This is a genomic window from Roseovarius sp. B-10 (assembly GCF_056859295.1).
On sequence record NZ_JBSXOE010000032.1, the window covers coordinates 227,195 to 250,855 of the forward strand.

Sequence of the window (23,661 nt, forward strand, 5' to 3'; positions counted from 1 at the left end):
CGAGCGAGAGGATACGCCCCGCGCACCTATTCCGCAGCCTCTGACGGACCCGCGGACAGGTTCGGGTTGCCCTGACCGCCCTGCTCGCCAGAGCCGCCCTCGGTGCCGTTGCCGTTACCGTTGCCGTTTCCATTGCCATCATCACCGCCGGACTTGGCGGGCTTGCGGCTGCGCGGCTTGCGGGCGGGCTTGCGCGGTGCGTTACCGCCTTCACCCTTGTTTTCGCCCCGGTTTTCACCCTTGGCCTCGGGCGTCTCGACTAGGCCGCTGTCGCTCGACTCGGCGGGATCGATAATGTCGGGCTGCGGGCTGCGCGCCGGATCGCCGTTCTGACCCTCGCCCTGCCGGGCGTCGCGGTCGCGCGGGCCACCTTCACGCGGGCCACCCTCGCGCGGGCCACGGTCGCGGTCACGCTCGGTTTGGCGGTCGCGGTTCTGGCGCTCGTGCTCTTCGCGCCGCGCCTCCTGCTCGCGCTGCGCCTCGTTGAGCATGCGCTGGTAATGCTCGGCATGCTGCTGGAAATTCTCGAACGCCACCCGGTCGTTGCCGAGCTGCGCATCGCGGGCAAGCTGGGTGTACTTGTCGATGATCTGCTGCGGCGTGCCGCGCACCTTGCCCTCGGGGCCGGAGCTGTCAAAGACCCGGTTGACGACATTGCCGACGGACCGGTTGCGGTTCGACTTGTTCCGCGAACGTGACTTGGATGATCTCATATGCTTGCAGTCCAGCCTTGTGGTCTGAGTGCCGCTTGATCCGACCGGCGCGCCGCGCGCCTCACAATCCCGGATCGGACATGTCTTGGCTTGATATCGCCCGAGACACCCGAAGAGGGGTCCATCTGAGCGATACCCTGTCTAACCATGCCCGCCGGTGCCTTACAAGCGAAAACCACGGTATTTCGCATAGCATCCGCGTATTTTCCCGTGACTCACGCCGTTTCGGCGGGATGCCGCCCCGCCACCACCCGGTCGCGCCCGTCGAGATCGGGCAGGATTCGCACCTGCGCCAGCCCCGCGCGCGCAAACAGGTCGGCCACCTGCGCCCCCTGCGCCGCGCCGATCTCGACCAGCACACGCCCTCCGGGGGCGAGATGCGGCATCACGCCGCCCGCGATCGCACGATAGGCCCCCAGCCCATCGCCGCCATCGCTCAATGCGCCCTCGGGATCATGGAGCACCACCTCCGGCGCCAACCCCGCCATCTCGGCGGCGGCGATATAGGGCGGGTTCGACACCACGAGGTCGAACCGCCCGGCCACGCCTTCAAACCAATCGCTCTCCACCAGGTCGAGCCGCCCCGCCACCCCATACCGCGCCGCGTTCTCCGCCGCCACGGCCAGGGCGGCACCCGATATATCCGTGGCCACGCCCCGCGCGCCGGACCACTCGGCAAGAAGCGTCACCGCGATACATCCGCTCCCGGTGCCCAGATCAAGGAGTCGCGCTGGCACCGGTCCCGCCAGTGCCTCGGCGATCAGGCACTCGGTTTCGGGGCGCGGGTCGAGCACGTCCGCCGTCACCGCGAAATCCCGCCCCCAGAACACCCGCCGCCCTAGGATGCGCGCCACCGGCTCGTGCGCCACCCGCCGCGCCAGCATCGCGTCGAGCCGCGCCCGCGCGCCCGCGTCCAACTCATCCTCCAGGTGCAGCGTCAGCCGGTCGCGCGCCACCCCCGCGGCCTCGGCCACCAGCGCGCGCGCATCCCCCGCCGCGCCCTCGATCCCGGCCTCCGCCAGCGCCTTCTGCGCCATCGCCAGCGCCGCGCGCACGCTCATTCCACCTCGGCCAGCAGCCGCGCCTGCGCGTCCGAGATCAGCGCATCGGTCAGATCGTCCAGATCCCCCTGCATCACCTGGTCGAGCTTGTAGAGCGTCAGCCCGATCCGGTGATCGGTGACACGCCCCTGAGGGAAATTGTAGGTGCGGATGCGCTCGGACCGGTCGCCAGAGCCGACCTGCGCCGCCCGCTCCGCCGCGCGGTTGCCCTGCGCCTTCTGCCGTTCCATGTCAAAAAGCCGCGCGCGCAACACGTCCATCGCGATGTCGCGGTTGCGGTGCTGCGATTTCTGGCTGCTCGTGACCACCACGCCGGTGGGCAGGTGGGTGATCCGCACCGCCGAATCGGTGGTGTTGACATGCTGCCCGCCGGCGCCCGAAGACCGCATCGTGTCGATGCGCAGATCATTCGGGTCGATCGCCACGTCCACCGCCTCGGCCTCGGGCAGCACGGCGACCGTGGCTGCCGAGGTGTGGATGCGCCCGCCCGATTCCGTCTCGGGCACCCGCTGCACCCGGTGCACCCCGGATTCGAACTTGAGCCGCGCGAATACTCCCTCGCCCTTCACCCGCGCCACCAGCTCGCGCAGACCGCCCAATTCGCTCCACTGCTCCTCGATCACCTCGAAGGACCAGCCCCGCGCCTCGGCGTGGCGGGCGTACATGCGCATCAGATCGGCGGCAAAGAGCGCGGCCTCCTCGCCCCCCGTTCCGGGCCGGATTTCCAGGATCGCGGGCCGGGCATCGGCGGCGTCGCGCGGCAACAGCGCCAGCCGCAGCGCCTGCTCCATCTCCGGCAGCCGCGCCTCGATCCCGGCGATCTCGCCCTCGGCCAGCTCGCGCATCTCCGCGTCGTCGAGCATCCCGCGCGCCGCCTCGAGATCGTCCAGCGCCTGCCGGTACGTGCGGATTTCCTCCACCACGGGGCGCAACTCGGCATATTCGCGTCCCAGCCGCGCCAGATCGCCGCCGCCCTGCGCCATCTGCGCCTCGATATACTCGAAACGCTCCACGATCCGCTGCAATCTGTCCAAGGGCACCATGACCGCGATCCTCTGTCCCATCGTCCCGCCCCGGTCAAGAGCGCATCGCCGTTCCTCCCCACCGCGCCACCCCCCGCCCCGCGCTTCTTCTTGGCTCAAATACCCACTCCCCGGCCTCCCGCCCGTGCGACGCTCGGCCCCGCATCCGTGCCTTGGTGACCGGCGCAGGCCCGTGCTATACTCACTTCATGCGTTACCTCCTGCCCCTCATCCTCGCCGCCACACCGGCCCTTTCGGACGCCACCATCGGCGGCAAGACGGTGGAGTGCTACTGCACCGATGGCCAGGGCGAGCGGGTGGAAATGGGCGAGATGACCTGCCTGCGCGTGGATGGCCGGATGTTCATGGCGCGCTGTGCCATGTCGCTCAACGTGCCGATCTGGCGCAAGGTCAGCGACGGCTGCCTGTCATCGAGCCTCGGCCAGACTCCCGAGCCAGCCGTCGATGCGCCCGGCGTTCACACCCAGATCTGAGCGGCCAAAGCGCAACCGCCCGTAAATCTCCAGCATGTCCCCGTCCTGACGCACCGTCGTGTAATCGGGAAAGCCGAACACGCGCGAGCGCGTGACATAGGTCACCATGCCCTGCGCCACCGACCCCGCCAGCACCCGCGTGCGCGGCGTGTCGCGGATGATCGCATCCAGCGCGGCCAGGTCGCCCTCCGCGCGCCGCATCGCCCCGCCTTCGAGGTCGCGGTCGGTGATCGTCTCGGGCATCTGGTGCCAGCGCATCGGCTCGGACGGGGCCAGCCGGATAAAGGCCATCACGCCGATCACCGTGACCAGCAGCGCCAGCGCGACGAGCTTCAGCAGGGCATCAGCCACCGGCGCCAGGGGGATCAACGGTGTCGGCCAGCGCCTCGGCCCGGGCGGCGATCTCCGACAGCGTGTCCACCACCTCCTCGGGCACCACCGGCACCTCCACGCGCTCGGGTTCGGGCTTGGGGGTGGCGCGCAGGCTTTCCAGCTCGGCCTCCGCCGTGGCGAGCCGGTCCTGCAGCCCCGCGGTCTTGTCGGCCAGCATCAGCCCGGCCATCAACAGCATCCGCGCCTCGGGCACGCGGCCCACCTGTGCGCTCAGCACCGCGGCCTCCTCGTCAAGCAATTTCGCCGCGAAACGGAGATAGCTCTCCTCACCCTCCTGGCAGGCCACCTCGAAGGTCCGCCCGTCGATCTCGATGGTCACCTCGGGCATCACGCGTCCTCCGTCTGATCCGCTGCGCCGGGCGCGGCCCCGGCCACCGCACTGTCGATCTCGGCCAGCACGGCCGCGACCTCGTCGCGATCCGCGTCCCTTGCCACGCGCAGCGCGTCAAGCTCGGCCTGAAGTGAGGCGTTGATCGCGTCCGGGTCTGCCACACCCGCCGCGTGCGCCGTGCGCAGCGCCGCGTTGCTCTCACGCAGCTGCGCGTTGGCCGCGCGCAGCGATTGCAGGTCGGCATCGAGCCGCGTCATCGTCTCGGACTGCGCGCCCTGCCCGTCCTGCCCGTCCTGCGCGGCGGCGAGCGCCGCCTCCTTTTCCTCGAGCCGCTCATGCAGCACCCGGATACGCTCTTCCAGCTGCGCGGTCACGAGCCGCTCATCCTCCAGCTCCTGCCGAAGGGTGGCCAGCTCCGCGCCATCGGTCGCGTCATCGTCCTTTCGCACAGCCTCCGCCTCGGCGCGGGCCTCCACGCCCCGCTGGATGCGCTCCAGCGCCGCGGTGATCCGGGTCTGCAACTCCTCGATCTGGTTCATCTCCCCGATCCCTCGTTTCTTTCTGTCCTTGACCTCAACGAATCGCACGACTGGTAGGTGTCGATCAAGTCTAGACGCATCAGGGCGAAAATGCGCCCCCCAACGGCCACGCGCACCGCCGCCACGGGCCGCGCCGCGCTTGAATTCCCGGTGCGGGCTGGTATTGAGCGGTCAACCGCCACACCGCTCAAAGGACGCCCCCTTGGATATCGCAGCCCTGCGCGCAGCGCACCCCGACCATTGGACCAAAGCCGCGGCCATCCGCGCGCTGACCCTCGACGCCGTCGCCGCCGCCAAATCCGGCCATTCCGGCATGCCGATGGGCATGGCCGACGTGGCCACCGTGCTTTATGAAAAGCACCTCAAGTTCGATCCGCGCAATCCCGACTGGCCCGACCGCGACCGCTTCATCCTGTCGGCGGGGCACGGCTCGATGCTGCTCTATTCGCTGCTGCACCTGACCGGCTATGCCGACATGACGATCGGGGAAATCCGCAATTTCCGCCAATGGGGCGCGCGCACGGCGGGCCACCCGGAATACGGCCACGCCAGCGGCATCGAGACCACCACCGGCCCGCTCGGGCAGGGCATTTCCAACGCCGTCGGCTTCGCCATCGCCGAGGAATCCCTGCGCGCCCGCTTCGGGCCCAAGCTGATGGATCACCGCACCTACGTGATCGCCGGCGACGGCTGCCTGATGGAGGGCGTGAGCCAGGAGGCGATCACCCTCGCGGGGCGCCAGCGCCTGTCGCGACTCACCGTGCTGTGGGACAACAACAACATCACCATCGACGGCAGCGTGGACCTCGCCGATCGCACCGACCAGGTGGCGCGCTTCCGCGCCAGCGGCTGGGAAGTGATCGAGATCGACGGCCATGACCCCGACGCCATCGACGCCGCCCTTACCGCGGCCAAGGCATCCGATCTGCCCACGATGATCGCCTGCAAGACCCATATCGCGCTCGGCCACGCCGCGCAGGACACCTCCAAGGGCCACGGCGCACTCACCGACATGGACCAGCTCGCCGCGGCCAAGGCCGCCTATGGCTGGCCCCACGGCCCCTTCGAGATCCCGTCGGACGTCAAATCTGCCTGGGAAGAGATCGGCCGCCGCGGCGCGCCCGAGTTCGACGCCTGGGCCGCCCGGCTCGAATCCGCCTCGCCCACCCGGCAGGCCGAGATCACGCGCATCTTCGCCCGCGAGGTGCCCGCCAAGCTTACCTCCCGCATCCGCGCGCTGAAAAAGCAGATCAGCGAGGAAGCCCCCAAGGTGGCCACCCGCAAGTCGAGCGAGATGGTCCTCGAGGTGGTCAACCCGATCATGCCCGAGACCATCGGCGGCTCGGCCGACCTGTCCGGCTCGAACAACACCCGTTCGGGCGACATGACCGTGTTCGACACCGATAACCGCAAGGGCCGCTACATCCATTACGGCATCCGCGAGCACGGCATGGCCGCGGCGATGAACGGCATGGTGCTGCATGGCGGCATCCGCCCCTATGGCGGCACCTTCATGTGCTTTACCGATTACGCCCGCCCCGCCATGCGGCTGGCGGCGCTGATGAAGGTGCCGACCGTCTTCGTCATGACCCATGACAGCATCGGTCTGGGCGAGGACGGCCCCACCCACCAGCCGGTCGAGCATCTGGCGATTTCACGCGCCACGCCCAACACCCATGTCTTCCGCCCCTGCGACACGGTCGAGACCGCCGAGGCGTGGGAGCTGGCGCTGCAATCCAAGGACGCGCCCTCGGTGCTGTCGCTCACCCGCCAGGGCCTGCCGACGCTGCGCACCACGCACAAGACCAAGAACCTCAGCGCGCAGGGTGCCTACGTGCTGGCCGAGGCCGAGGGCAAGCGCCGCGCGATCATCCTCGCCACCGGCTCGGAGGTCGCAATCGCGATGCAGGCGCGCGATCTCCTGCAGGCCGAGGGCATCGGCACGCGGGTCGTCTCCATGCCCTGCTGGGAGCTATTCGAGGATCAGACCGAGGCTTACCGCCGCCGCGTCCTGCCCGCCGGGCCGGTGCGCGTCGCGGTCGAGGCCGGGGTCCGCTTCGGCTGGGATCGCTGGCTCTACGGCGAGCGCGGCCGCCGCGACAAGGGCGGCTTCGTCGGCATGCACGATTTCGGCGCCTCCGCACCCGCCGAGGTGCTCTACGAGCAGTTCGGCATCACCGCAGAGGCGGTGGCCACCGAGGTGAAATCGCTGCTCTGAGACGACACCGGGGGGGGGTGCGCCGACGCGCCCCCCACTGCTTCAGCCCCCGGTTGCGCATCGCAAGACACAGCAGGGCGGCACTTGGCCTTTAGCGAACCTTCACAGCTTGGTGCCAATGCGCGGAATCAAGGCGCGGAACGCGCCGCCGCGCAGCGCCCGACCGCCCCCTCGGGCGGGCGCTCTTGGTCGTTGCAAGTAGCTGTGATTGCAGAAGTATCTTGCACCATAAATCGCATAGCACAAACCGAACTGCGCCCACCCGGCGGTCGGGCGCTGCGCGGCTCCTCAACCGTTGTGCCCAACGACCGCTCAAGGCCATAACCTCCCTCTTGCATCCCCGCCCCGGCCACGGCACGCTTCCCCGCGACCCGCCAGCCCGGAGGCCCGCCCATGTCCCGCGATCCGCTCCTTCAGCCCTACACGCTGCGCCATCTCACGCTGAAGAACCGTATCATGACCACCAGCCACGAGCCCGCCTATGCCGAGGACGGGCTGCCCAAGGATCGCTACCGCGCCTACCATGTCGAACGCGCCAGGGGCGGCGTGGCACTGACGATGACCGCCGGATCGGCGGTGGTCAGCCGCGACAGCCCGCCCGCCTTCAACAACATCCTCGCATACCGCGATGAGGTGGTGCCGTGGCTGCGCAAGCTCGCCGATGAATGCCACGACTACGGCTGCGCGGTGATGATCCAACTGACCCACCTGGGCTGGCGCACCCGCTGGGACCGGGGCGACTGGCTGCCCTCGCTGGCGCCTTCGGCCCTGCGCGAACCCGCCCACCGCGCCTTTCCCAAGGTGATGGAGGATTGGGACATCGCGCGCATCATAACTGACTACGCCGATGCCGCCGAACGGATGCAGGACGCCGGGCTCGACGGGATCGAACTCGAAGCCTACGGCCACCTGATGGATGCCTTCTGGGCGCCGCGCCAGAACGCGCTCGACGCGCCCTGGAACGGCGATCTCGAGGCGCGGATGCGCTTCTCTCTCGACGTGCTGTCGGCCATCCGCGAGCGTGTCGGCCCGGATTTCATCGTCGGCGTGCGCTACACCGCCGACGATCTCGCCCCGCACGGCATCACGGCCCGTGACGGGCTCGCCATCGGCCACCGGCTAAAGGCGAGCGGCATGGTCGATTTTCTCAACGTGATCCGGGGCCGCGTCGATACCGACGCCAACCTCACCGACGTGATCCCGGTGCAGGGCATGAAATCAGCCCCGCATCTCGATTTCGCGGGCCGCGTGCGCGCCGAGATCGGCCTGCCCACCTTCCACGCCGCGCGCATCCCCGACGTGGCCACCGCGCGCCACGCGGTCGCCACCGGACAGCTCGACATGGTCGGCATGACCCGCGCCCACATGGCAGAGCCGCGCATCGTGGCCAAGATTGCCGAGGGGCGCGAGGACGATATCCGCCCCTGCGTCGGCGCCACCTATTGCCTCGATCGTATCTACCAGGGCGGCGAGGCGCTGTGCATCCACAACGCCGCCACGGGCCGTGAACTCGACCTGCCTCATGAAATCTTGCAAAGCGAGAGTCCCCGCCGCGTGGTGGTCGTGGGTGCGGGCCCCGGCGGGCTCGAGGCCGCGCGCGTCGCCGCCACACGCGGCCACCACGTCACCGTGTTCGAGGCCGCCGACCAGCCCGGCGGGCAGGTCCGGCTCGCCGCGCAATCACGCCGCCGGTCCGAGCTTATCGGCATCATCGACTGGCGCATGGCCCAATGCGCCGCGCGCGACGTGGACTTCCGCTTCAACGCGCTCGCCGAGGCCGAGGACATCACCGCGCTCGCCCCAGACGTCGTGATCGTCGCCACCGGCGGGCTGGCGCAGCAGGACATTCTCGAGGCGGGCAACGACCTGACGGTGACGGCGTGGGACATCCTCACCGGCGATGTGAGGCCGGGGCGCGAGGTTCTGCTGTTCGACGACGCGGGCGACCACGCGGCCCTTCAGGCAGCAGAGGTGATCGCGCAGGCGGGATCGACGGTCGAGGTGATGACCCCCGACCGCAGCTTCGCCCCAGAGGTGATGGGGATGAACCTGGTTCCTTACATGCGCAGCCTTCAGGACAAGCCCGTGACCATGACTGTCGCGCGCCGCCTCAAATCGGTCGCGCGCGCGGGCAACCGGCTGCGCGCCACCATCGGCACGGATTACTCCGATCACACCTTTGAGGCGGAATTCGACCAGGTGGTGGTCAATCACGGCACCCTGCCGCTCGACGACCTGTACCATGATCTCCGGCCCCTCTCGCGCAACGGCGGCGCGGTGGATCACGACGCGCTGATCGCCGGGCAGCCGCAAACCGTCGCCACCAATCCCGACGGCGCGTTTCAGCTCTTCCGCATTGGCGACGCGGTCAGCGCCCGCAACATCCACGCCGCCATCCACGACGCGCTGCGGCTGATGTGCGTGCAATAAGCGGCGGGGCGGGATTGGCCTGGAGCGAACGTTGCAGTGAGCCGCACCATCGCATGTCCGCGGGCAGGCGATCCAACGGTTTTTCAGAGCACTTTATCCCTCCATACCCGAAAAACATGCAATCGGCGCGCTAGCTTAGCCAAATCGCCTGTCCGGGGGGCGGACATGCGATGGCGCGGCGGCCTTCGGCCTTGATTCCGCGCCGGGACCAGATGGTCCAACGTCCGCTCAAGGCCAAAAGCCCCGCGCCTGCCGCCTTACACTCCGCCCGCGCCGGGTCCGGTTGGCCGGAACCACACGGCGAAGGTGCCGCCGAATTCGTCGTCCTCGACATGCACCACCTGCCGCGGGATGCCGATCTCCGCGCGGCGCGCGGCGTCACCCGGCTGCCAGGCCCGCGACGTCACGGCGCAATGCGCCTCCTGCCCACCATAATCGGCCATCGGCGGCACTTCCTTCATGAACCGCAGCCCCTGCAGGACGGTCTCGCCGCCCACGGCCACCGCGCCGGTATCGAGCACGCCCTTCGCCTTGTTGTTCGTCAGGATGGATTGCTGCCGGCTCTCGGCCCAAACCCCGCAGACCATCGTGCGCCCGTCCCGCTCGCGCAGGTCGATGGCCACGGTGATCCCGCCCCCGCTGTCATAGCTGCCGCCCGACAGCACCGGGTCGGCCCCCAGCCGGGCCACGGTCTGCGGCGCGGTCGCGGCAGTGCAGCCAGCCAGCAGGCCAGCCGCGGCGAACGTCATCGCGGATCGGATCATCGCAACCTCCTTGGTCGTCCCATTGTCTGCCCCGACATGGGGATCGCGCGCCGGAATGCCAATCCGGCCCTCACGCGGCGCCCGCGTATTCGGCGGTCTCCTCCAGCATCTCGGGATACCATTTTTCCAGCACCGGCATGAACGCCTCGCGGATGCGGCCCACCTGCGCGGGCGTCAGATCCTCGCGCCAGACCCCGGCCTGCCCACGCGCAAAGAACGACTGCATGTGCGGCGGGCGCTCGCGAAAGCCCGCCTCGCTCTCCTGCTTCTTCAGCGCATCGAAACTCGTCTCGCGCAGCGCGTAGGCAAGCTGCGCCTTGTCCACCTTGACGCGCAGGAATTTCTCCAGCAGGCGGGTCATCTCGCGCTCGCCCCGGCGCAGCATGTCCTCGTACCGGATGACATGACGCGGCAGGCCGGGCGCGGTCGTCCACGTCTGCACGTGATCGTCCCACCGTCCCAGCGCCTCGAAGATGCCGGTGTCGGTGCCGCTGCTCATGTCCGGGTCCATCATCCGGTCGATCGCGGTATCGAGATCGCAATCCTGGTGCCGCGCGAACGAGGGCGCGAGGTCGAACGGGTTGCGCATCATGTAGATCGCCGCCGCCGTCACCTCGGCAGGGATGACATCCTTGCCCAGGATGCGGATCGGCTGGCAATGGGTCTTGACGAAATGGTGGCTGGGCTTCGACGCCGCGATCATCCGAAGCGCGGTCGGCCGCACCGCCATCCAGTCCTCGTAGGTCTTGCCCCGATAGACGCGCCCCGCCGCCCGGTCAAAGAAATCCTGCCGTATGTCGCCGGTGGTGAACTGGCTGAGATGGTTGATGTCCGGCGCCTGCCCCTTGGGCATGAAGTAATGCGCCAGAAGCGACCGCATCCAGGTGTTGCCGGACTTGGGATAGCTCGCCAGCCAGATTATTCGCCGCAGATCGTTCATTCCAGGTACCCGAATTTAGTCATCACCTTGCGGTGCGCGTGCTTCATCTTCTTGACCAGCCGCGCGGGCAGGTCGGTCTTCCACTGGTCCTTCTGCCCCTTGGCAAAGAACCGCTCGCTCTGCTCGGATTTCTCGACGAAACCCTGCTTCTTCTCCTGCTCCGACAGCTCCTTGAAGCTGGAAAACAGGATCGCGCGGTCCAGTCGCTCGACATCGAGCGGCATCCCCAGATGCTGCACCAGCCGCGCGAAACAGGCGCGCGGCTCCGCCAGCATGTCCTCGTAGCGCAGCACCAGCACCGGATAGGCGGATTTGCCGGTCCAGCTTCGCACGTGATCGGACCAAGAGCCCATGAACTGCGTCACCGTCTCCTCGTCGGGCGGGTTGGCGTTGTCGGGGTGGCTGACCGTGCTGACCGCCTCTTCCGGCGTCATCCCGTAATGGCGCGCATAGGATAGCACCATGTCGAGCGGGTTGCGCAGGATATAGACCGCCGAGCGCGTGACGCTGTCGGGGATGAGCGGCACCCCGCGCGCGGTGACGCGGGCGTTATGCGTCTTGACGAGGTTGATATCGGCATTGTTCGCCACGATCCCGCGCAGCACCCGCGGGCGAAGCTGCAGGGTCTGGTCGATATTGGTCACGTCGAGCGGACCACCTGCCACCATCCGATAGGTCTTGGTGATCGAGTCGCCCATCGCCACAAGATGCGCGTTGTTGATCGGCACCGGCTCACGCGCGTTAGCGATGTAATTGGCCAGGAAAATCCGCGCCCACGTATTGCCCGACTTGGGGTAGGACGCCATCCAGACGATGCTTTTTTTCATGGTGCGGACCGTCCGTTTTCCGGGATGCGAAAATAACACCCGGACAAATAAAAGCGGCGGGGGGTAATGTCACCCCCCGCCGCCTTTTTTTCAGATCAACCGTATCAGAAGCTCAGGTTGATCGCGGTCGCCAGCAGGTTGCCGTCGATGCCCGGGTTTCCGGCCACGGCACCATTGTTGGTTTCCATGTAGGCGTAGTAGACGTCCCAGCTTACGCCGGCACCAAGGCTACGCGACGCACCAAGCAGGTAGGCCTCGTAGTCCGAGCTCGGGGCACCGCCACCGTTGCTCGTCTCACCCTGGTAGGTGCTCAGGCCAACGGTCCAGGGGCCTGCGATGTCGTAGGACGCGCCCACGCTCCAGCCTTCCTGGTCGCCAGCACCGCCGGCAAAGCCGTTGTCGTTCTCGGCATAGGTTGCACCGAAGGTGAAACCGCTGACGCCGATCGTGCCGCCGACACCCCAGGTGGTCGGATCCGACCGGCCGACGGTGTTCGTGTCACCCGTGCCCCAGCGGGCTGCGAGGCCAACGTCAACACCGTTGAACGACTGGCTGTACTTGGCGCCGATGTCGAAGATGTCGAACACGGGGCCAACCGCGTTGCGGTTCACACCGAAGTTGTTGGTGGTGTTGCCGGCGCTGGTCGCTGCGTAGGACGCACCAAGGGTCAGGCCGTTGAAGGACGGCGTGAAGTAGGTGATGCGCTGCACGTCGTTGTTGCCAGCGACCTCGGTCAGCGACGACAGGGCCGCCTGACGGAAGCCACCCGAACCGGTGACCGGGATGAAGGCCGACAGCGAACGCGAGTTGATCGCCATGGACGACACGCCGGGCGTGTAGACCGAGCCCATCAGCAGGTAGCCGGCCGAGTTCTCGGAGCCGAGGACGACCTTGCCGAGAGTATCGCTCTCGATGGTGACATAGGATTCGTCGATACCAACAGCGCCACCGCCGTTGTTCATGGCTTCCATCTGGACGCTGAAACCGAAGGTCATGCCGTTGTCGAGCGTGACGGACGGCGAGAAGATGATCTCCGAGTTGGTGTAGACGTCGACACCGTCGAAATCCGCACCGGTAACGCCGGTGCCGGAAACGTCAGTGATACCGACGTGGGTGTTGGCAAAACCGCCCCAATTCATGTTCCATTCCTGGGCCGAAGCCGGGGCAGCCATTGCGACGCCAAGTGCGATCGCGCTGGTGCTCAGAAGATGCTTTTTCAAGGGTGTCCCTCCTCATAAGCAGGTTTTCATTTCCGCCGCACCAGTCATTGACACGGCTTGGGCATTGGAATGCGCCAATCCCCCCCCGGGTGTCAACGAAGCCCCCCGGCCCCGCGCGCATCCCGCGGCAATTGTGGCTCAGATACCACACACCTTTCGGGCAGGGCGGCAGAGTCCGAGATATTATCAGGAAAATGTAGGTTCATCTTTGACCTTACGCGGGAAGCCGCGCATGGGCCGCCATCCGCGCGGCGGCCTCCATGAGTCGCGAGTCGTCCACCGTCAGCGCCACCCGCACCCACGATTCGAGCGTTTCGCCAAACGCCGCGCCGGGCATCACCGCGACGCCCCTCTCCGCCAGCAGATCGTCGGCCCAGGCCGCCCCGCTCATCCCCGTCGCCGACACATCGACCATCGCGAACATCCCCGCCTGCGGACGGTGCACCCGCAGCCCGCTGCCGGATTCGAGCGTGTTGGCCAGCGCCGCGGCGCGTGCGGCATAGCGCTGCCGCATTCCCGCCGCCACCTCCGATCCGCGCCGGATCGCCGCCTCTGTGGCATCGGCGATGAACGGCTGGTTGCCGAACAGCATCACCTCCGCCAGCGGCAACAGCGCCTCGATGAACGCCTGCGGGCCGATGCACCAGCCGCTGCGCAGCCCCGGCGCGGCGTGGCTTTTCGAAATCGACGACACCGCGATCACCCGGTCGGCCAGCGCCGGATCGGCGAGCGGCGAGACGAAACGCATCCCGTCGAACACCAGGTCCTCGTACACCTCGTCCACCACGATCCACAGGTCATGCGCCCGCGCCACCGCACCGATGGCCGCGATATCACCCTCGGTCAGCACCGCGCCGGTGGGGTTGTGCGGCGTGTTGAGCAGGATCGCCCGGCTGCGCGGGCCGACCCGCGCGGCCAGGTCGCCCGCGTCCATGCAAAAGCCCCGCGCGGAGTCCAGCGGCACCGGCACCATCCCGGCCCCGGTGGCGCGAATGACGCCCTCGTAGGTGGCATACATCGGGTCGCCCACCAGCACCTCGTCGCCCGCCTCCACCAGCGCCGCCATCACGGCGAATAGCGCGGTCTGCGTGCCGGGCAGGCAGATCACCTGTTCGGGGGTGAAATCGCGGCCCCGCCGCGCGGTGTAGAGCGCCGCCAGCGCCGCGCGCAGCCCCGCCTCGCCGCGCCCGTTGGAATAGGCCGTGCGCCCCGCCGCCAGCGCCGCTCCCGCATCGGCGATCAGCGCGGGCGGCGCGGCGATGTCGGGTTCGCCGATGGTCAGGCGGATGACGTCGCACCCCGCGCGCGCCATTTCGGCGGCGCGCTCGTGCACCCGCCACTTCGCCCCGCCCAGCCCGGCAAGCCGGTCCGTCACCGTCGAGAATTTCATTACCGCCTCCGCGACTGCGTCCTGTGCGCCGATCCATGCCGCGCACCTTGCCCCGCCGCAAGGCGAAAGCATGGTGTGAACCGTGCGGTTCGCCGCCCGAACCTGCAGGTTCGCCGCCGCGCCCGTCGCCGGATCGTGAGTGTGACGAGGCGCCATTGCGTGCTATCATGGTGTGGCAGAACGCCGCATCCGGCGTCGCGAAACAAGCGGGAGGACACCATGACCCGAACCATCGGAAACCCCCTGAGCTGGGCCGCCGAGGCCGCGTTCGGTGCCGGGCGCACCGCCGCCGAGGCGACCGAAGCCCTGCGCGGCCACGCCGACACCCCGCCCGAGGTGCGCCGCCTGACCAATGCCGACCTGCGCACCGCCCTGCGCCGCGGCATCGAGGATTTCGGCGCGCTGCGCAGCGACGTGATCTTTCTCATCCTGATCTACCCGATCATCGGCATCGCGCTCGCGCTCACCGCGTTTCACATGGCGCGCCTGCCGATGCTTTTCCCTTTGGCAGCAGGGTTTACGCTGCTCGGGCCGGTGGTCGCCACCGGTCTCTACGAGATGAGCCGCCAGCGCGAGGCGACCGGGCACGCGGGTTGGGGCGCGGCATTCTCGGTGATCCGCGCGCCGGTCATCGTGCCCGTCATCGTGCTGGGCGCGGTGCTGATGATACTGTTCCTCGCGTGGATGTTCGCCGCGAGCGTGATCTACAACGTCACCCTTGGCCCCGAGCCGCCGACCTCGGTCGCGGGCTTCCTCGGGGACGTGCTGACCACGGGGCCCGGCTGGGCAATGACCGTGCTGGGCGTGGGCGTGGGCGCGGTGTTCGCCGCGATGGTGCTGGCGCTCAGCCTCACCGCCTTTCCCATGCTGATCGACCGGCGCGCGGGCGTGACGGTGGCGGTGCTCACCTCGCTCAAGGTGGTGCGCGAAAACCCCCGCGTTTCAGCCACTTGGGGGCTGATCGTGGCTGTGGCGATGTTTCTCGGAACGCTGCCGCTGTTCCTTGGCCTGGTGATCGTCCTGCCGGTGCTGGGCCACGCCACCTGGCACCTCTACCGCGCGGCGGTGCCCGCCGAGGCGTGAGCCGACGCCCGCCTCACCCCGCCTCGGCGAGCCGGGCCACGTAGCGCGCCAGTGTGTCGATCTCCAGATTGACCATGTCGCCCACGGCCACGTCGCCCCATGTCGTCACCTGCCGCGTGTGGGGGATGAAGTTGATCCCGAAATCGCGGCCCTCGACCTCGTTGACGGTAAGCGAGGTGCCGTTGAGCGCCACCGACCCCTTGGGCGCGATGAACTGCGCCAGCCCCTCCGGCGCGCGCAGCGTGACGCGGGTGCTGTCGCCCTCCGCGGCCACCGACACCACCTCGGCCAGCCCGTCCACATGGCCCGAAACGATATGCCCGCCCAGCTCGTCACCCACCTTGAGCGACCTCTCGAGGTTGACGCGCCGCCCGTCCGTCCATGTCGAGAGGTTGGTGCGTGACTGCGTCTCGGCAGAGATATCGACATCGAACCAGTCGGGGCCGAGATCCACCACCGTCAGGCACACGCCGTCACAGGCGATGGAGGCGCCCATCTCGATGGTGCCGGTGTCATAGCCGGTCGCGATCCGCGCGCGCATGTCGCCGCGCTGCTCGACCGCGCGAACCTGGCCGATATCGGTGATGATGCCTGTGAACATGCGCGCCGTTCCCTTCGCTGGCCTGCCCCAACGGCCTAGCGCCCCGACCGGTCCAAGGCAAGCCAACCAGCGACACGCAGGCTTACTTTTGCCAGAATTTTCCGCTACGAGAACCCCGGAACGAGAGTGAGCGGGGACATGCAGGAATGCCAGGGCTGACCGGAATAGGGCGCTCTTTCCTCTTGCTGCAGGGGCCGCACGGGCCGTTCTTTTACCGGCTGGCTCAGATGCTGCGCCGGTCGGGGGCCGAGGTGCGGCGCGTGGGCTTCAACGCGGGCGATCGCGCCTTCTGGCCCGATGCCGGTCGCTACATCGCCTTTCGCGAGGCGCCTGACCGCTGGCCCGAAACCTTGCGCAGCCTGATCGAGGCGCATGGCGTGACCGATCTGGTGCTCTACGGCGACACGCGGCCCGTCCATGCCGAGGCGGTGGCCATCGCCCGCGCGGCAGGGATCACGGTGCATGTGTTCGAAGAGGGCTACATGCGCCCCTACTGGATCACCTACGAGCGCGGCGGCACGAACGGCCATTCGCGGCTGATGGATCTCGGTATCGACGAGATGCGCACGGCCCTCGCCGCCTCGGACATGGATACCGCCCTGCCGCCCGCAAGCTGGGGCGACATGCGCGAGCACATCTTCTATGGCGCGCTCTATCACGGCTGCGTACTGGCGCTGAACCGGGGCTATCGCCGGTTTCGTCCGCATCGCACGATCGGGGTGGGGGCTGAATTCGCGCTCTACCTGCGGCGCCTGCTGTTCATGCCCGCCCTCGCGCTGGAACGGCGCGTTGCGACACGGCGCATCCGCACCGGCGGCTTTCCCTATCACGTCGCGCTCTTGCAGCTCGAACACGACGCCTCGTTCCAGGCGCATTCGCCGTTCTCGTCGATGACCGAGTTTCTCGACGTTGTGATCAAGGGCTTTGCCGCGGGCGCACCGCCGCATCATCACCTCGTGGTCAAGGCGCACCCGCTCGAGGACGGTCGCGCCCCCATCCGCGCCACGCTGCGTCGGCTGGTGGATGAACATGGGCTCAGAGGCCGGGTGCATTTCCTGCGCGGCGGCAAGCTCGCGCCGCTTCTCGACGAGGCGCGCAGCGCCGTCACCGTCAACTCCACCGCCGGGCAGCAGGTGTTGTGGCGCGGCATTCCCCTGCGCACCTTCGGCGCGGCGGTCTATGCCAAGCCAGAATTCGTCTCGACCCTGCCACTGCCCGAGTTCTTTGCCCGGGCCGAGCGCCCCGACCGGCGCGCCTATGCCGATTACCGCCGCTACCTGCTGGAGACCAGCCAGCTTCCCGGCGGATTCTATTCGGCGCGCGGTCGGCGGCAGGTGCTGCGGCAAGTGGTGGACATGATGCTCGCACCCGACGATCCCTACGACGCGCTGAGCCTCGGCACCGCGGCACCAAGGCAACAGTTGCGCCTCGTTCCCTGAGGCAGCCCACAGGAAAAGCTGGATTTTTCAGGCCTCCTGCGATAGCGTTCCGTGAAAAATACCGAGGCAGAACAAGAACAGGTCGAGGAGACCGAGCAGTGACACCCCGACACTCCCGATGGGCGCGTCCCGTCGCCCTCTTGCTGGTGGCAAGCCTCGTAGCCGGGTGCGGCCTGCCACGACTGGGCCCCAACAAGCGCGAAATCTATGCCGGATCGGTGCAGCGTCAGGGCGACGCCTTCGTGGTGACGGTGAACGACCGCGTTACCCGCGCGACCGCCGTGCAGCCGGCGCTTGGCTTCACCGAGGATTTCCTCAATGCCGGGCTCCTCGGCTCGGACACGATCCGCGCTGGCGACAAACTCGGCCTCACCATCTGGGAAAATGTCGATGACGGGCTGATGACCGGGGCAACCGCAAACCAGACCGTCCTCGAAGAGGTGCAGGTCGATGGCCAGGGCTTCATCTTCGTGCCTTACGCCGGCCGCATCAGGGCGGCGGGCAACACGCCCGAGGGGGTGCGCCGCGCCATCACCGAGCGACTCGACCAGCAGACCCCCGATCCACAGGTCGAGGTGCGCCGCGTGGCCGGTGACGGCTCGACCGTATCGGTGAGCGGCGCGGTCGCCGGGCAGGGCGTCTACCCGATAGAGGCGCCGACGCGGCGGCTCTCGGCAATGATCGCGGCGGCGGGCGGCGTCGCCATCAAGCCCGAGGTCGCGCAGATCACCGTGATCCGCGGCGAGAAACGCGCCAAGGTCTGGTTCCAGGACCTGTTCAAGTATCCGCAATTCGACATCGCCCTGCGCGCCGGCGATCGCGTTCTTGTCGAGGCCGACACCCGCTCCTACACCGCGCTCGGGGCCACCGGCGCGCAGGCGCGCGTGACCTTCGAAACCCAGACGCTGAGCGCGCTCGAGGGGCTGGCACAGGTCGGCGGGTTGAGCGTGGCGTCCTCCGATCCCACCGGCGTATTCGTGCTGCGCAACGAACCGGCGGAGATCGCCAACCAGGTGCTGGGCCGCAACGATCTCGTGGGCGCGCAGCGCATGGTCTACGTGCTCGACCTCACGCAACCCAACGGCATGTTCATGGCCCGCGATTTCGCGATCCGCGACGACGATACGATCTACGTGACCGAGGCCCCCTTCGCGCAATGGAGCAAGGTCATCTCGGCGCTCACCGGCACGCTGGGCGCGGTCGGCTCGGTCTCGACCGCATCGAGCACGCTGCAAGGCGACGTATGACGCCAGAACAGGGCGACGCACCCGCCGGGGCCGATACGCCCCGGCGGGTTTTCCATTTCAACGGCGGGTTCCTGTGGCAGCGGCGGGTAAGGCGCATCCTGCACCTTGCCGGGTACAACCTGCGCCTCGGCTGGCCATCTGCCGGGGATCTCGTGGCGGTCTGGGGCAAGAGCCCGGTCGCCGCGCGCGGCGAGGCGGTGGCGGCGCGGACCGGTGCGGGGCTTCTGCGGGTCGAGGACGCATTCCTGCGCTCGGTCCTGCCGGGGCGCAGCGGCGCACCGCCGCTGGGGCTGCTGCTCGACCGGCAGGGCGTGCATTTCGATGCAAGCGTGCCCTCGGATATCGAGGAAACACTCGCGCGCCACCCGCTCGACGACACCCCGCTTCTGGACCGCGCGCGCGATGCCATGGCGCGGCTGCGCGCGGGCCACCTGACCAAGTATTCCGGCGTCGATCCCGCCCTGCCCTGCCCCGATCCGGGCTACGTTCTGGTGATCGACCAGACATATGGCGATGCCTCGGTCCGGCATGGCGGGGCGGATGCCAGCACCTTCCAAGAGATGCTGACCCTCGCGCAGGAAGAGCACCCCAACACGCCCATCCTGATCAAGACTCACCCCGAGACCGCCCAAGGCCACCGACGGGGCTATTTCTCGACGGCGGACGCCGTCGGACGGGTGCGCCTGATCACCGCGCCGCTCAGCCCCTGGCCGCTGCTCGAAGGGGCGCAGGCGGTCTATACCGTGTCGTCGCAGATGGGGTTCGAAGCGATCCTCGCGGGCCACCGCCCGCAGGTCTTCGGGCGGCCCTTCTACGCCGGGTGGGGCCTGACCGAGGACCGCCACGCCGCACCCTTCGCGCGGCGCACCCGCTCCCTCACCCGCGCACAGCTGTTCGCCGGCGCGATGATCCTCGCCCCCATTTGGTACGATCCCTGCCGCGACCGGCTCTGCGACCTGGAAACCGCGCTCGACCAGTTCGAGGCCGAAACCCGCGCCTGGCGCGACGATCACCGGGGCTGGACCGCGCATGGCATGCGGCTGTGGAAACGAGCACCGATCCAGCGCTTTTTCGGCAGCCAGCGGCGGGTGATCTTTGGGCGCGCGCGCAGCGACCGCCCGGCGATGGTATGGGCCTCGGCAAAGACGGACGCCCGCGAGGGCGCGCTGCACGTCGAGGACGGCTTCCTGCGCTCGCGCGGGCTCGGGGCCGATCTGGTGCCACCCCTGTCGCTGGTGCTCGACGATCTCGGCATCTACTACGATCCCACCCGCGAAAGCCGGCTTGAGCGGCTGATCGCTATGCGCGAGACGCTGCGCGCCGATCAGGCACAGCGCGCCCGCGCCCTCATCTCGACGCTGACGGATCACGGGCTGAGCAAGTACAACCTCGGCGCGCCCGCCCCCGCCCTGCCCGACGGCCATCGCATCCTCGTGCCGGGGCAGGTCGAGGATGACGCCTCGATCCGGCTCGGCGCGGGCGCGATTGCCACCAATCTCGACCTGCTGCGCCGCGCGCGTGCGGACAACCCCGACGCGGTGATCCTCTACAAGCCGCACCCCGACGTCGAGGCCGGGCTGCGCCCCGGTGCGGTGCCGCCCGGGGCGCTCGACGATCTCGCCGATCTGGTGGTCGCCGGCACCGATCCCGCCGCGCTGCTGACGCAGGTGGCCGAGGTCTGGACGATGACCTCGCTTCTGGGGTTCGAGGCACTGTTGCGCGGGGTGCGGGTGACCGCCACCGGCGTGCCCTTCTACTCGGGCTGGGGCCTCACCCGCGATCTCGGGCCGGTGCCCGCGCGGCGCCGCGCCCGGCCCGCGCTCGAGGGGCTGGTCCACGCCACACTGATCGACTACCCGCGCTACCGCGACCCGCTCACCGGCCTGCCCTGCCCGGTGGAGGTGGTGGCCGACCGGCTGACGCACGCAGAGGTGCCGCGCGCGGGGGCGGCGAACCGGCTGCTGGCCAAGGCGCAGGGCGCGCTGGCGGGCCACGCGTGGCTGTGGCGCTGAACCGGCGGGCCGGGCGCGGCGCCGTCGGCCCCAGGTTGCGCGGCTAGCCTTTGAGCGGGTAGCGGTCCGGCTCGGCGAACACGTCGATCACCCGCGTGCCTGCCTTGATCTTCGCGCCATGCTCGACGCCCGCGCCGATGGCATAGCTGTCGCCGGGTCCATAAACGCGCGTCTCGCCACCGATGGTGAACTCGATCTCGCCCTCCACCACCGTGCCCCATTGCGGGCCGTGGCTGTGCGGCGGCAGATCCATGTCCTGAAGAAAGGTAAAGAACACGCTTAGCCCGTGCTCCGAACGGACGGCGCGGCTCTGCACCACGTCCTCGGGAAAGGGCAGATCGAGGGACGGGAAATCCATGATGAAATCAGCAAAGGGCATCGGCATCTCCTCCTGGGGTCTCGCCCTTCGATCATGCGCCCCCGGCCCCGGCATGGCAACGCCTCAGGACAACGCGTCAGTGCAGCTTGCGGCGGATGCGCTGCACCATCCACCACACCGCGGCCACCACCGGCAGGGTGACGGCGGCGGTGATCATGCCCTTGCTTACCCCCATCACGCCGGCCACCGGATAGAGCAGGTAGCCCGCCAGCGACACCGCGTAATAGCTGATCGCCACCACGCTGAGCCCCTCGACCGTGCGTTGCAACCGCAGTTGCAGGTCGGCGCGGCGGTCCATGCTCTCCAGCAGGCTCTGGTTCTGCGCACTGCGTTCAACATCCACCCCGGTACGTAGCAGATCGCCCGCCCGCATCGCCCGGTCCGACATCGCCTTGAGCCGGTCCTTGGTCGCCGCCACGGTGCGCATCGCCGGATCGTATCGCCGCATCATGAACTCGTAGAAGGTCTGCCGCCCGTTGAACCGCTCTTCGCGCAGCGCCCCGATCCGCTGATGCACAATCTGCTCATAGGCCGCCGTCGCCCCGAACCGGAACGAGGATTGCGCCACCAGCGCCTCGAGCTCGGCCGACACCTCCAGCAGCCCGTCGAGCGTGTCCTCGGCGGGCTGGCTGCCGGCGGTCATGTCGCCCACCAGGCGGCTCAGGCGGCTGTCGGTCTCGCCCATCTGGCGGCTCATCTCGCGCACCCGGGCAAAGCCCAGCATCGACATTGTCTTGTAGGTCTCGATCTCGCACAGCCGCTGCACGATCCGCCCGATCCGCCGCTGCCCGGTCTCGGGGGCTACATGCAGCGAGAACCGCAAATGCCCCGCCGGGTCGATCCGGAAATCGCCGGCGATCACGCCGGCATCGTCGAGCACCCGCGCCACCGCCACGCTCTCCGGGACGAACCAGCGGTCGATATCCGTCCGCGCGCCCTCGCGGCTCTCCCACGGCACCACCCGGATCATCGCCGAGGTGATCCGCTGCCCCGGCGCCTCGGCCAGCCACTCGTCGGGGAACACGTCGAAATCCGCCGGGTCGAAGGGCCGCTCGCTCACCCCCTCGCTGAACACCGTGTAGGTCACCATCTCGGTATGGCTCTCCCACTTGAGCCGGTGCCGCCCGATCTCGCCGAAATAATGCGTCGCACCGGGCTGCGGGTGCTTGGCCCCGTACCGGTCGAGTAGTGACGTCAGATGCGCGAGATCGGCCGCGCGGTCGCGCTTGGCGGCGTCCTGCTCGCGCTTGACGGCGAGATAGATCGCCGTGCAGGGCGCGGCGAGGGTGGGAAAGGGCCGCGCGTGCAGCTCGTTGGTCAGCTCGTAGCGCAGCGGATGGTCGGCGATGGGGGGCATGGGCCGGTCTCCTGATCCTGTGCCGTTCCTTAGCGCGCCACGCATCCGCGCAAAAGAGGTTTTCCCTGAAAACCCAATGATTTAGCGGAACACAACCGTATACCGCACAGGCTTCGGGCTTCTTCTTGGTGAAAATACTCCAAAACCCGCGCCGCGCCAAAGGCGAATGCGTCATGCGCCGCGCACGCAAATCCGCAGGAAACGGGTCGTCAGCCCCGCTCCCTGTGGGGCACATCTGGCGTCATGAGCATTTCAGACACATCAGCACCGACCGCACCACCGTCACAGCGCCCCATGAGCGCGCTCGAATGGGGTATGCTTCTGGCACTTGCCACGGTCTGGGGCGGGTCCCTCTTCTTTAACGAGGTGGCGGTGCGCGATCTGCCGGTGCTGAGCGTCGTCGTGGGCCGCGTGGCCCTTGCCGCCCTCATCCTGATGGCAATTCTGCGACTGCGTGGCGAGCGCCTGCCGCGCAGGCGGCGCATCTGGATCGCCTTCGCCTGCATGGGACTGATGAACAACGCCTTGCCCTTTTCGCTGATCGTCTGGGGGCAGCAGCATATCGCCTCGGGCGTGGCCTCGATCCTGAATGCCGCGACGCCGCTCTTCACCGTGCTGCTGGCCCATGTCCTGACCCGCGACGAACGCATGACCGGCGGCAAGATCACCGGTGTGCTGATCGGCCTTGCGGGGGTGGCGGTGATGATCGGGGTGGGGGCACTGCGCGATCTGGGCGTGCACGTGGCCGCGCAACTCATGTGCCTGATGGCCGCCGTCTCCTACGCGCTGGCGGGGATATTCGGGCGGCGCTTTCGCGGCATGGGGGTCAGCCCGATGGCCACGGCGACCGGACAGGTCATCGCGTCGAGCCTGATCCTGCTGCCGCTCGCGCTGATCGTCGATCGCCCGTGGGGCCTTGCGCCCCCCGGCGTCGCAGCCATCGGCGCACTGATCGGGGTGGCCACCCTGTCGACCGCGCTGGCCTACACGCTCTACTTCCGCATCCTCGCGACGGCGGGGGCGACCAACCTGCTCCTGGTCACCTTCCTTGTCCCGGCCAGTGCCATCCTGCTGGGCACGCTCATCCTGGGTGAGGTGCTGCTCCTGCGGCACATGATGGGAATGGCGCTGATCGGTGCCGGACTTGCCGCAATCGACGGGCGGCCCTGGCGCATGCTCACGCGGGCCTTGCGCTGAGAGA

22 protein-coding genes are annotated in these 23,661 nt (G+C 68.5%); 8 read left to right on the forward strand and 14 right to left on the reverse strand.

Going from position 1 to position 23,661, the window contains the following annotated elements; genetic code table 11:
- Positions 1 to 26: 26 nt before the first annotated feature.
- The 3 genes from AC13D8_RS10170 to prfA all read right to left on the reverse strand — a co-directional run bounded on the left by AC13D8_RS10170 (position 27) and on the right by prfA (position 2,817).
- Positions 27 to 713, reverse strand: coding sequence for a DUF4167 domain-containing protein (locus tag AC13D8_RS10170; RefSeq protein ID WP_482968731.1), 687 nt, complete (start codon positions 711 to 713; stop codon positions 27 to 29).
- 215 nt (positions 714 to 928) lie between these two features.
- A complete protein-coding gene (gene prmC / locus AC13D8_RS10175; protein WP_482968732.1) occupies positions 929 to 1,774 on the reverse strand; it encodes a peptide chain release factor N(5)-glutamine methyltransferase in 846 nt (281 codons plus the stop codon).
- Positions 1,771 to 2,817, reverse strand: coding sequence for a peptide chain release factor 1 (gene prfA / locus AC13D8_RS10180; protein ID WP_482968784.1), 1,047 nt, complete (start codon positions 2,815 to 2,817; stop codon positions 1,771 to 1,773). The genes prmC and prfA overlap by 4 nt, the downstream gene beginning before the upstream one ends.
- Before the next feature lie 188 nt (positions 2,818 to 3,005).
- On the opposite strand from prfA, the gene AC13D8_RS10185 reads away from it, so the two are divergent.
- Positions 3,006 to 3,290 carry a hypothetical protein gene (locus AC13D8_RS10185; protein ID WP_482968733.1) on the forward strand — a complete coding sequence of 95 codons (285 nt, stop codon included), beginning with the start codon at positions 3,006 to 3,008 and terminating at the stop codon, positions 3,288 to 3,290.
- Here the strand turns inward: AC13D8_RS10185 and AC13D8_RS10190 are convergent.
- From AC13D8_RS10190 to AC13D8_RS10200, 3 genes are read right to left on the reverse strand one after another with little or no spacing between them, the layout of a single operon-like run.
- Positions 3,225 to 3,581: a DUF1499 domain-containing protein gene (locus AC13D8_RS10190; protein WP_482968785.1), complete on the reverse strand. Its 357-nt coding sequence runs from the start codon at positions 3,579 to 3,581 to the stop codon at positions 3,225 to 3,227. The two genes, AC13D8_RS10185 and AC13D8_RS10190, sit on opposite strands and share 66 nt — an antisense overlap.
- 52 nt (positions 3,582 to 3,633) lie before the next feature.
- On the reverse strand, positions 3,634 to 4,011 hold the full coding sequence (locus tag AC13D8_RS10195) for a cell division protein ZapA (protein ID WP_104018873.1): 378 nt from the start codon (positions 4,009 to 4,011) through the stop codon (positions 3,634 to 3,636).
- Positions 4,011 to 4,553 (reverse strand): hypothetical protein, encoded by a 543-nt coding sequence (locus AC13D8_RS10200; RefSeq protein WP_482968734.1) that lies wholly within the window; start codon positions 4,551 to 4,553, stop codon positions 4,011 to 4,013. Before AC13D8_RS10200 ends, AC13D8_RS10195 begins: the two co-directional genes overlap by 1 nt.
- Before the next feature lie 202 nt (positions 4,554 to 4,755).
- Here AC13D8_RS10200 and tkt point away from each other — a divergent pair, with 202 nt between their 5' ends.
- Together tkt and AC13D8_RS10210 are read left to right on the forward strand one after the other, a co-directional pair.
- A complete protein-coding gene (gene tkt, locus AC13D8_RS10205; RefSeq protein WP_482968735.1) occupies positions 4,756 to 6,771 on the forward strand; it encodes a transketolase in 2,016 nt (671 codons plus the stop codon).
- Positions 6,772 to 7,164: 393 nt separating this feature from the next.
- Positions 7,165 to 9,201, forward strand: coding sequence for an oxidoreductase (locus tag AC13D8_RS10210; RefSeq protein ID WP_482968736.1), 2,037 nt, complete (start codon positions 7,165 to 7,167; stop codon positions 9,199 to 9,201).
- A 257-nt stretch (positions 9,202 to 9,458) separates the two neighbouring features.
- Here AC13D8_RS10210 and AC13D8_RS10215 read toward each other — a convergent pair whose 3' ends face one another.
- The 5 genes from AC13D8_RS10215 to AC13D8_RS10235 form a co-directional block, all read right to left on the reverse strand.
- Positions 9,459 to 9,965 carry a hypothetical protein gene (locus AC13D8_RS10215; protein WP_482968737.1) on the reverse strand — a complete coding sequence of 169 codons (507 nt, stop codon included), beginning with the start codon at positions 9,963 to 9,965 and terminating at the stop codon, positions 9,459 to 9,461.
- Between the two features lie 70 nt (positions 9,966 to 10,035).
- Positions 10,036 to 10,905, reverse strand: a complete 870-nt coding sequence (locus tag AC13D8_RS10220; RefSeq protein ID WP_129432893.1) for a sulfotransferase domain-containing protein — start codon at positions 10,903 to 10,905, stop codon at positions 10,036 to 10,038.
- Positions 10,902 to 11,732 (reverse strand): sulfotransferase domain-containing protein, encoded by an 831-nt coding sequence (locus AC13D8_RS10225; RefSeq protein WP_129432894.1) that lies wholly within the window; start codon positions 11,730 to 11,732, stop codon positions 10,902 to 10,904. Before AC13D8_RS10225 ends, AC13D8_RS10220 begins: the two co-directional genes overlap by 4 nt.
- A 104-nt stretch (positions 11,733 to 11,836) precedes the next feature.
- Positions 11,837 to 12,952: a porin gene (locus tag AC13D8_RS10230; RefSeq protein ID WP_482968738.1), complete on the reverse strand. Its 1,116-nt coding sequence runs from the start codon at positions 12,950 to 12,952 to the stop codon at positions 11,837 to 11,839.
- Positions 12,953 to 13,166: 214 nt separating this feature from the next.
- Positions 13,167 to 14,342, reverse strand: a complete 1,176-nt coding sequence (locus tag AC13D8_RS10235; RefSeq protein WP_482968739.1) for a pyridoxal phosphate-dependent aminotransferase — start codon at positions 14,340 to 14,342, stop codon at positions 13,167 to 13,169.
- Positions 14,343 to 14,561: 219 nt separating this feature from the next.
- On the opposite strand from AC13D8_RS10235, the gene AC13D8_RS10240 reads away from it, so the two are divergent.
- Positions 14,562 to 15,425, forward strand: coding sequence for a DUF2189 domain-containing protein (locus tag AC13D8_RS10240; RefSeq protein WP_482968740.1), 864 nt, complete (start codon positions 14,562 to 14,564; stop codon positions 15,423 to 15,425).
- A gap of 13 nt (positions 15,426 to 15,438) precedes the next feature.
- Here the strand turns inward: AC13D8_RS10240 and AC13D8_RS10245 are convergent, their stop codons facing one another.
- A complete protein-coding gene (locus AC13D8_RS10245) occupies positions 15,439 to 16,026 on the reverse strand; it encodes a riboflavin synthase (protein WP_482968741.1) in 588 nt (195 codons plus the stop codon).
- A gap of 146 nt (positions 16,027 to 16,172) precedes the next feature.
- Here AC13D8_RS10245 and AC13D8_RS10250 point away from each other — a divergent pair, with 146 nt between their 5' ends.
- The 3 genes from AC13D8_RS10250 to AC13D8_RS10260 all read left to right on the forward strand — a co-directional run bounded on the left by AC13D8_RS10250 (position 16,173) and on the right by AC13D8_RS10260 (position 20,724).
- Complete coding sequence (locus AC13D8_RS10250; RefSeq protein WP_482968742.1) at positions 16,173 to 17,465, forward strand: capsule biosynthesis protein; 1,293 nt, start codon at positions 16,173 to 16,175, stop codon at positions 17,463 to 17,465.
- A 98-nt stretch (positions 17,466 to 17,563) separates the two neighbouring features.
- Positions 17,564 to 18,712 (forward strand): polysaccharide biosynthesis/export family protein, encoded by a 1,149-nt coding sequence (locus AC13D8_RS10255; protein WP_482968743.1) that lies wholly within the window; start codon positions 17,564 to 17,566, stop codon positions 18,710 to 18,712.
- Entirely contained in the window at positions 18,709 to 20,724 is a 2,016-nt protein-coding gene (locus AC13D8_RS10260; protein WP_482968744.1) for a capsular polysaccharide biosynthesis protein, read from the forward strand. Before AC13D8_RS10255 ends, AC13D8_RS10260 begins: the two co-directional genes overlap by 4 nt.
- A 43-nt stretch (positions 20,725 to 20,767) precedes the next feature.
- Here the strand turns inward: AC13D8_RS10260 and AC13D8_RS10265 are convergent, their stop codons facing one another.
- Complete coding sequence (locus AC13D8_RS10265) at positions 20,768 to 21,103, reverse strand: cupin domain-containing protein (RefSeq protein ID WP_482968745.1); 336 nt, start codon at positions 21,101 to 21,103, stop codon at positions 20,768 to 20,770.
- Positions 21,104 to 21,179: 76 nt separating this feature from the next.
- Positions 21,180 to 22,460, reverse strand: coding sequence for a DUF3422 family protein (locus AC13D8_RS10270; RefSeq protein WP_482968746.1), 1,281 nt, complete (start codon positions 22,458 to 22,460; stop codon positions 21,180 to 21,182).
- A gap of 294 nt (positions 22,461 to 22,754) precedes the next feature.
- Between AC13D8_RS10270 and AC13D8_RS10275 the strand changes: the two genes are divergently transcribed.
- The gene (locus AC13D8_RS10275) at positions 22,755 to 23,657 is read left to right on the forward strand and encodes a DMT family transporter (protein ID WP_482968747.1); all 903 of its coding nucleotides are present in this window, start codon (positions 22,755 to 22,757) and stop codon (positions 23,655 to 23,657) included.
- Positions 23,658 to 23,661 lie beyond the last annotated feature (4 nt).

Excerpts from the sequence above, each read along its gene's own strand:
- AC13D8_RS10170 (WP_482968731.1), bottom strand. The coding sequence starts at position 713 with ATGAGATCATCCAAGTCACGTTCGCGGAACAAGTCGAACCGCAACCGG.
- prmC (WP_482968732.1), bottom strand. The coding sequence starts at position 1,774 with ATGAGCGTGCGCGCGGCGCTGGCGATGGCGCAGAAGGCGCTGGCGGAG.
- prfA (WP_482968784.1), bottom strand. The coding sequence starts at position 2,817 with ATGGTGCCCTTGGACAGATTGCAGCGGATCGTGGAGCGTTTCGAGTAT.
- AC13D8_RS10185 (WP_482968733.1), top strand. The coding sequence starts at position 3,006 with ATGCGTTACCTCCTGCCCCTCATCCTCGCCGCCACACCGGCCCTTTCG.
- AC13D8_RS10190 (WP_482968785.1), bottom strand. The coding sequence starts at position 3,581 with ATGGCCTTTATCCGGCTGGCCCCGTCCGAGCCGATGCGCTGGCACCAG.
- AC13D8_RS10195 (WP_104018873.1), bottom strand. The coding sequence starts at position 4,011 with ATGCCCGAGGTGACCATCGAGATCGACGGGCGGACCTTCGAGGTGGCC.
- AC13D8_RS10200 (WP_482968734.1), bottom strand. The coding sequence starts at position 4,553 with ATGAACCAGATCGAGGAGTTGCAGACCCGGATCACCGCGGCGCTGGAG.
- AC13D8_RS10210 (WP_482968736.1), top strand. The coding sequence starts at position 7,165 with ATGTCCCGCGATCCGCTCCTTCAGCCCTACACGCTGCGCCATCTCACG.
- AC13D8_RS10215 (WP_482968737.1), bottom strand. The coding sequence starts at position 9,965 with ATGATCCGATCCGCGATGACGTTCGCCGCGGCTGGCCTGCTGGCTGGC.
- AC13D8_RS10220 (WP_129432893.1), bottom strand. The coding sequence starts at position 10,905 with ATGAACGATCTGCGGCGAATAATCTGGCTGGCGAGCTATCCCAAGTCC.
- AC13D8_RS10225 (WP_129432894.1), bottom strand. The coding sequence starts at position 11,732 with ATGAAAAAAAGCATCGTCTGGATGGCGTCCTACCCCAAGTCGGGCAAT.
- AC13D8_RS10235 (WP_482968739.1), bottom strand. The coding sequence starts at position 14,342 with ATGAAATTCTCGACGGTGACGGACCGGCTTGCCGGGCTGGGCGGGGCG.
- AC13D8_RS10240 (WP_482968740.1), top strand. The coding sequence starts at position 14,562 with ATGACCCGAACCATCGGAAACCCCCTGAGCTGGGCCGCCGAGGCCGCG.
- AC13D8_RS10245 (WP_482968741.1), bottom strand. The coding sequence starts at position 16,026 with ATGTTCACAGGCATCATCACCGATATCGGCCAGGTTCGCGCGGTCGAG.
- AC13D8_RS10250 (WP_482968742.1), top strand. The coding sequence starts at position 16,173 with ATGCCAGGGCTGACCGGAATAGGGCGCTCTTTCCTCTTGCTGCAGGGG.
- AC13D8_RS10260 (WP_482968744.1), top strand. The coding sequence starts at position 18,709 with ATGACGCCAGAACAGGGCGACGCACCCGCCGGGGCCGATACGCCCCGG.
- AC13D8_RS10265 (WP_482968745.1), bottom strand. The coding sequence starts at position 21,103 with ATGCCCTTTGCTGATTTCATCATGGATTTCCCGTCCCTCGATCTGCCC.
- AC13D8_RS10270 (WP_482968746.1), bottom strand. The coding sequence starts at position 22,460 with ATGCCCCCCATCGCCGACCATCCGCTGCGCTACGAGCTGACCAACGAG.
- AC13D8_RS10275 (WP_482968747.1), top strand. The coding sequence starts at position 22,755 with ATGAGCGCGCTCGAATGGGGTATGCTTCTGGCACTTGCCACGGTCTGG.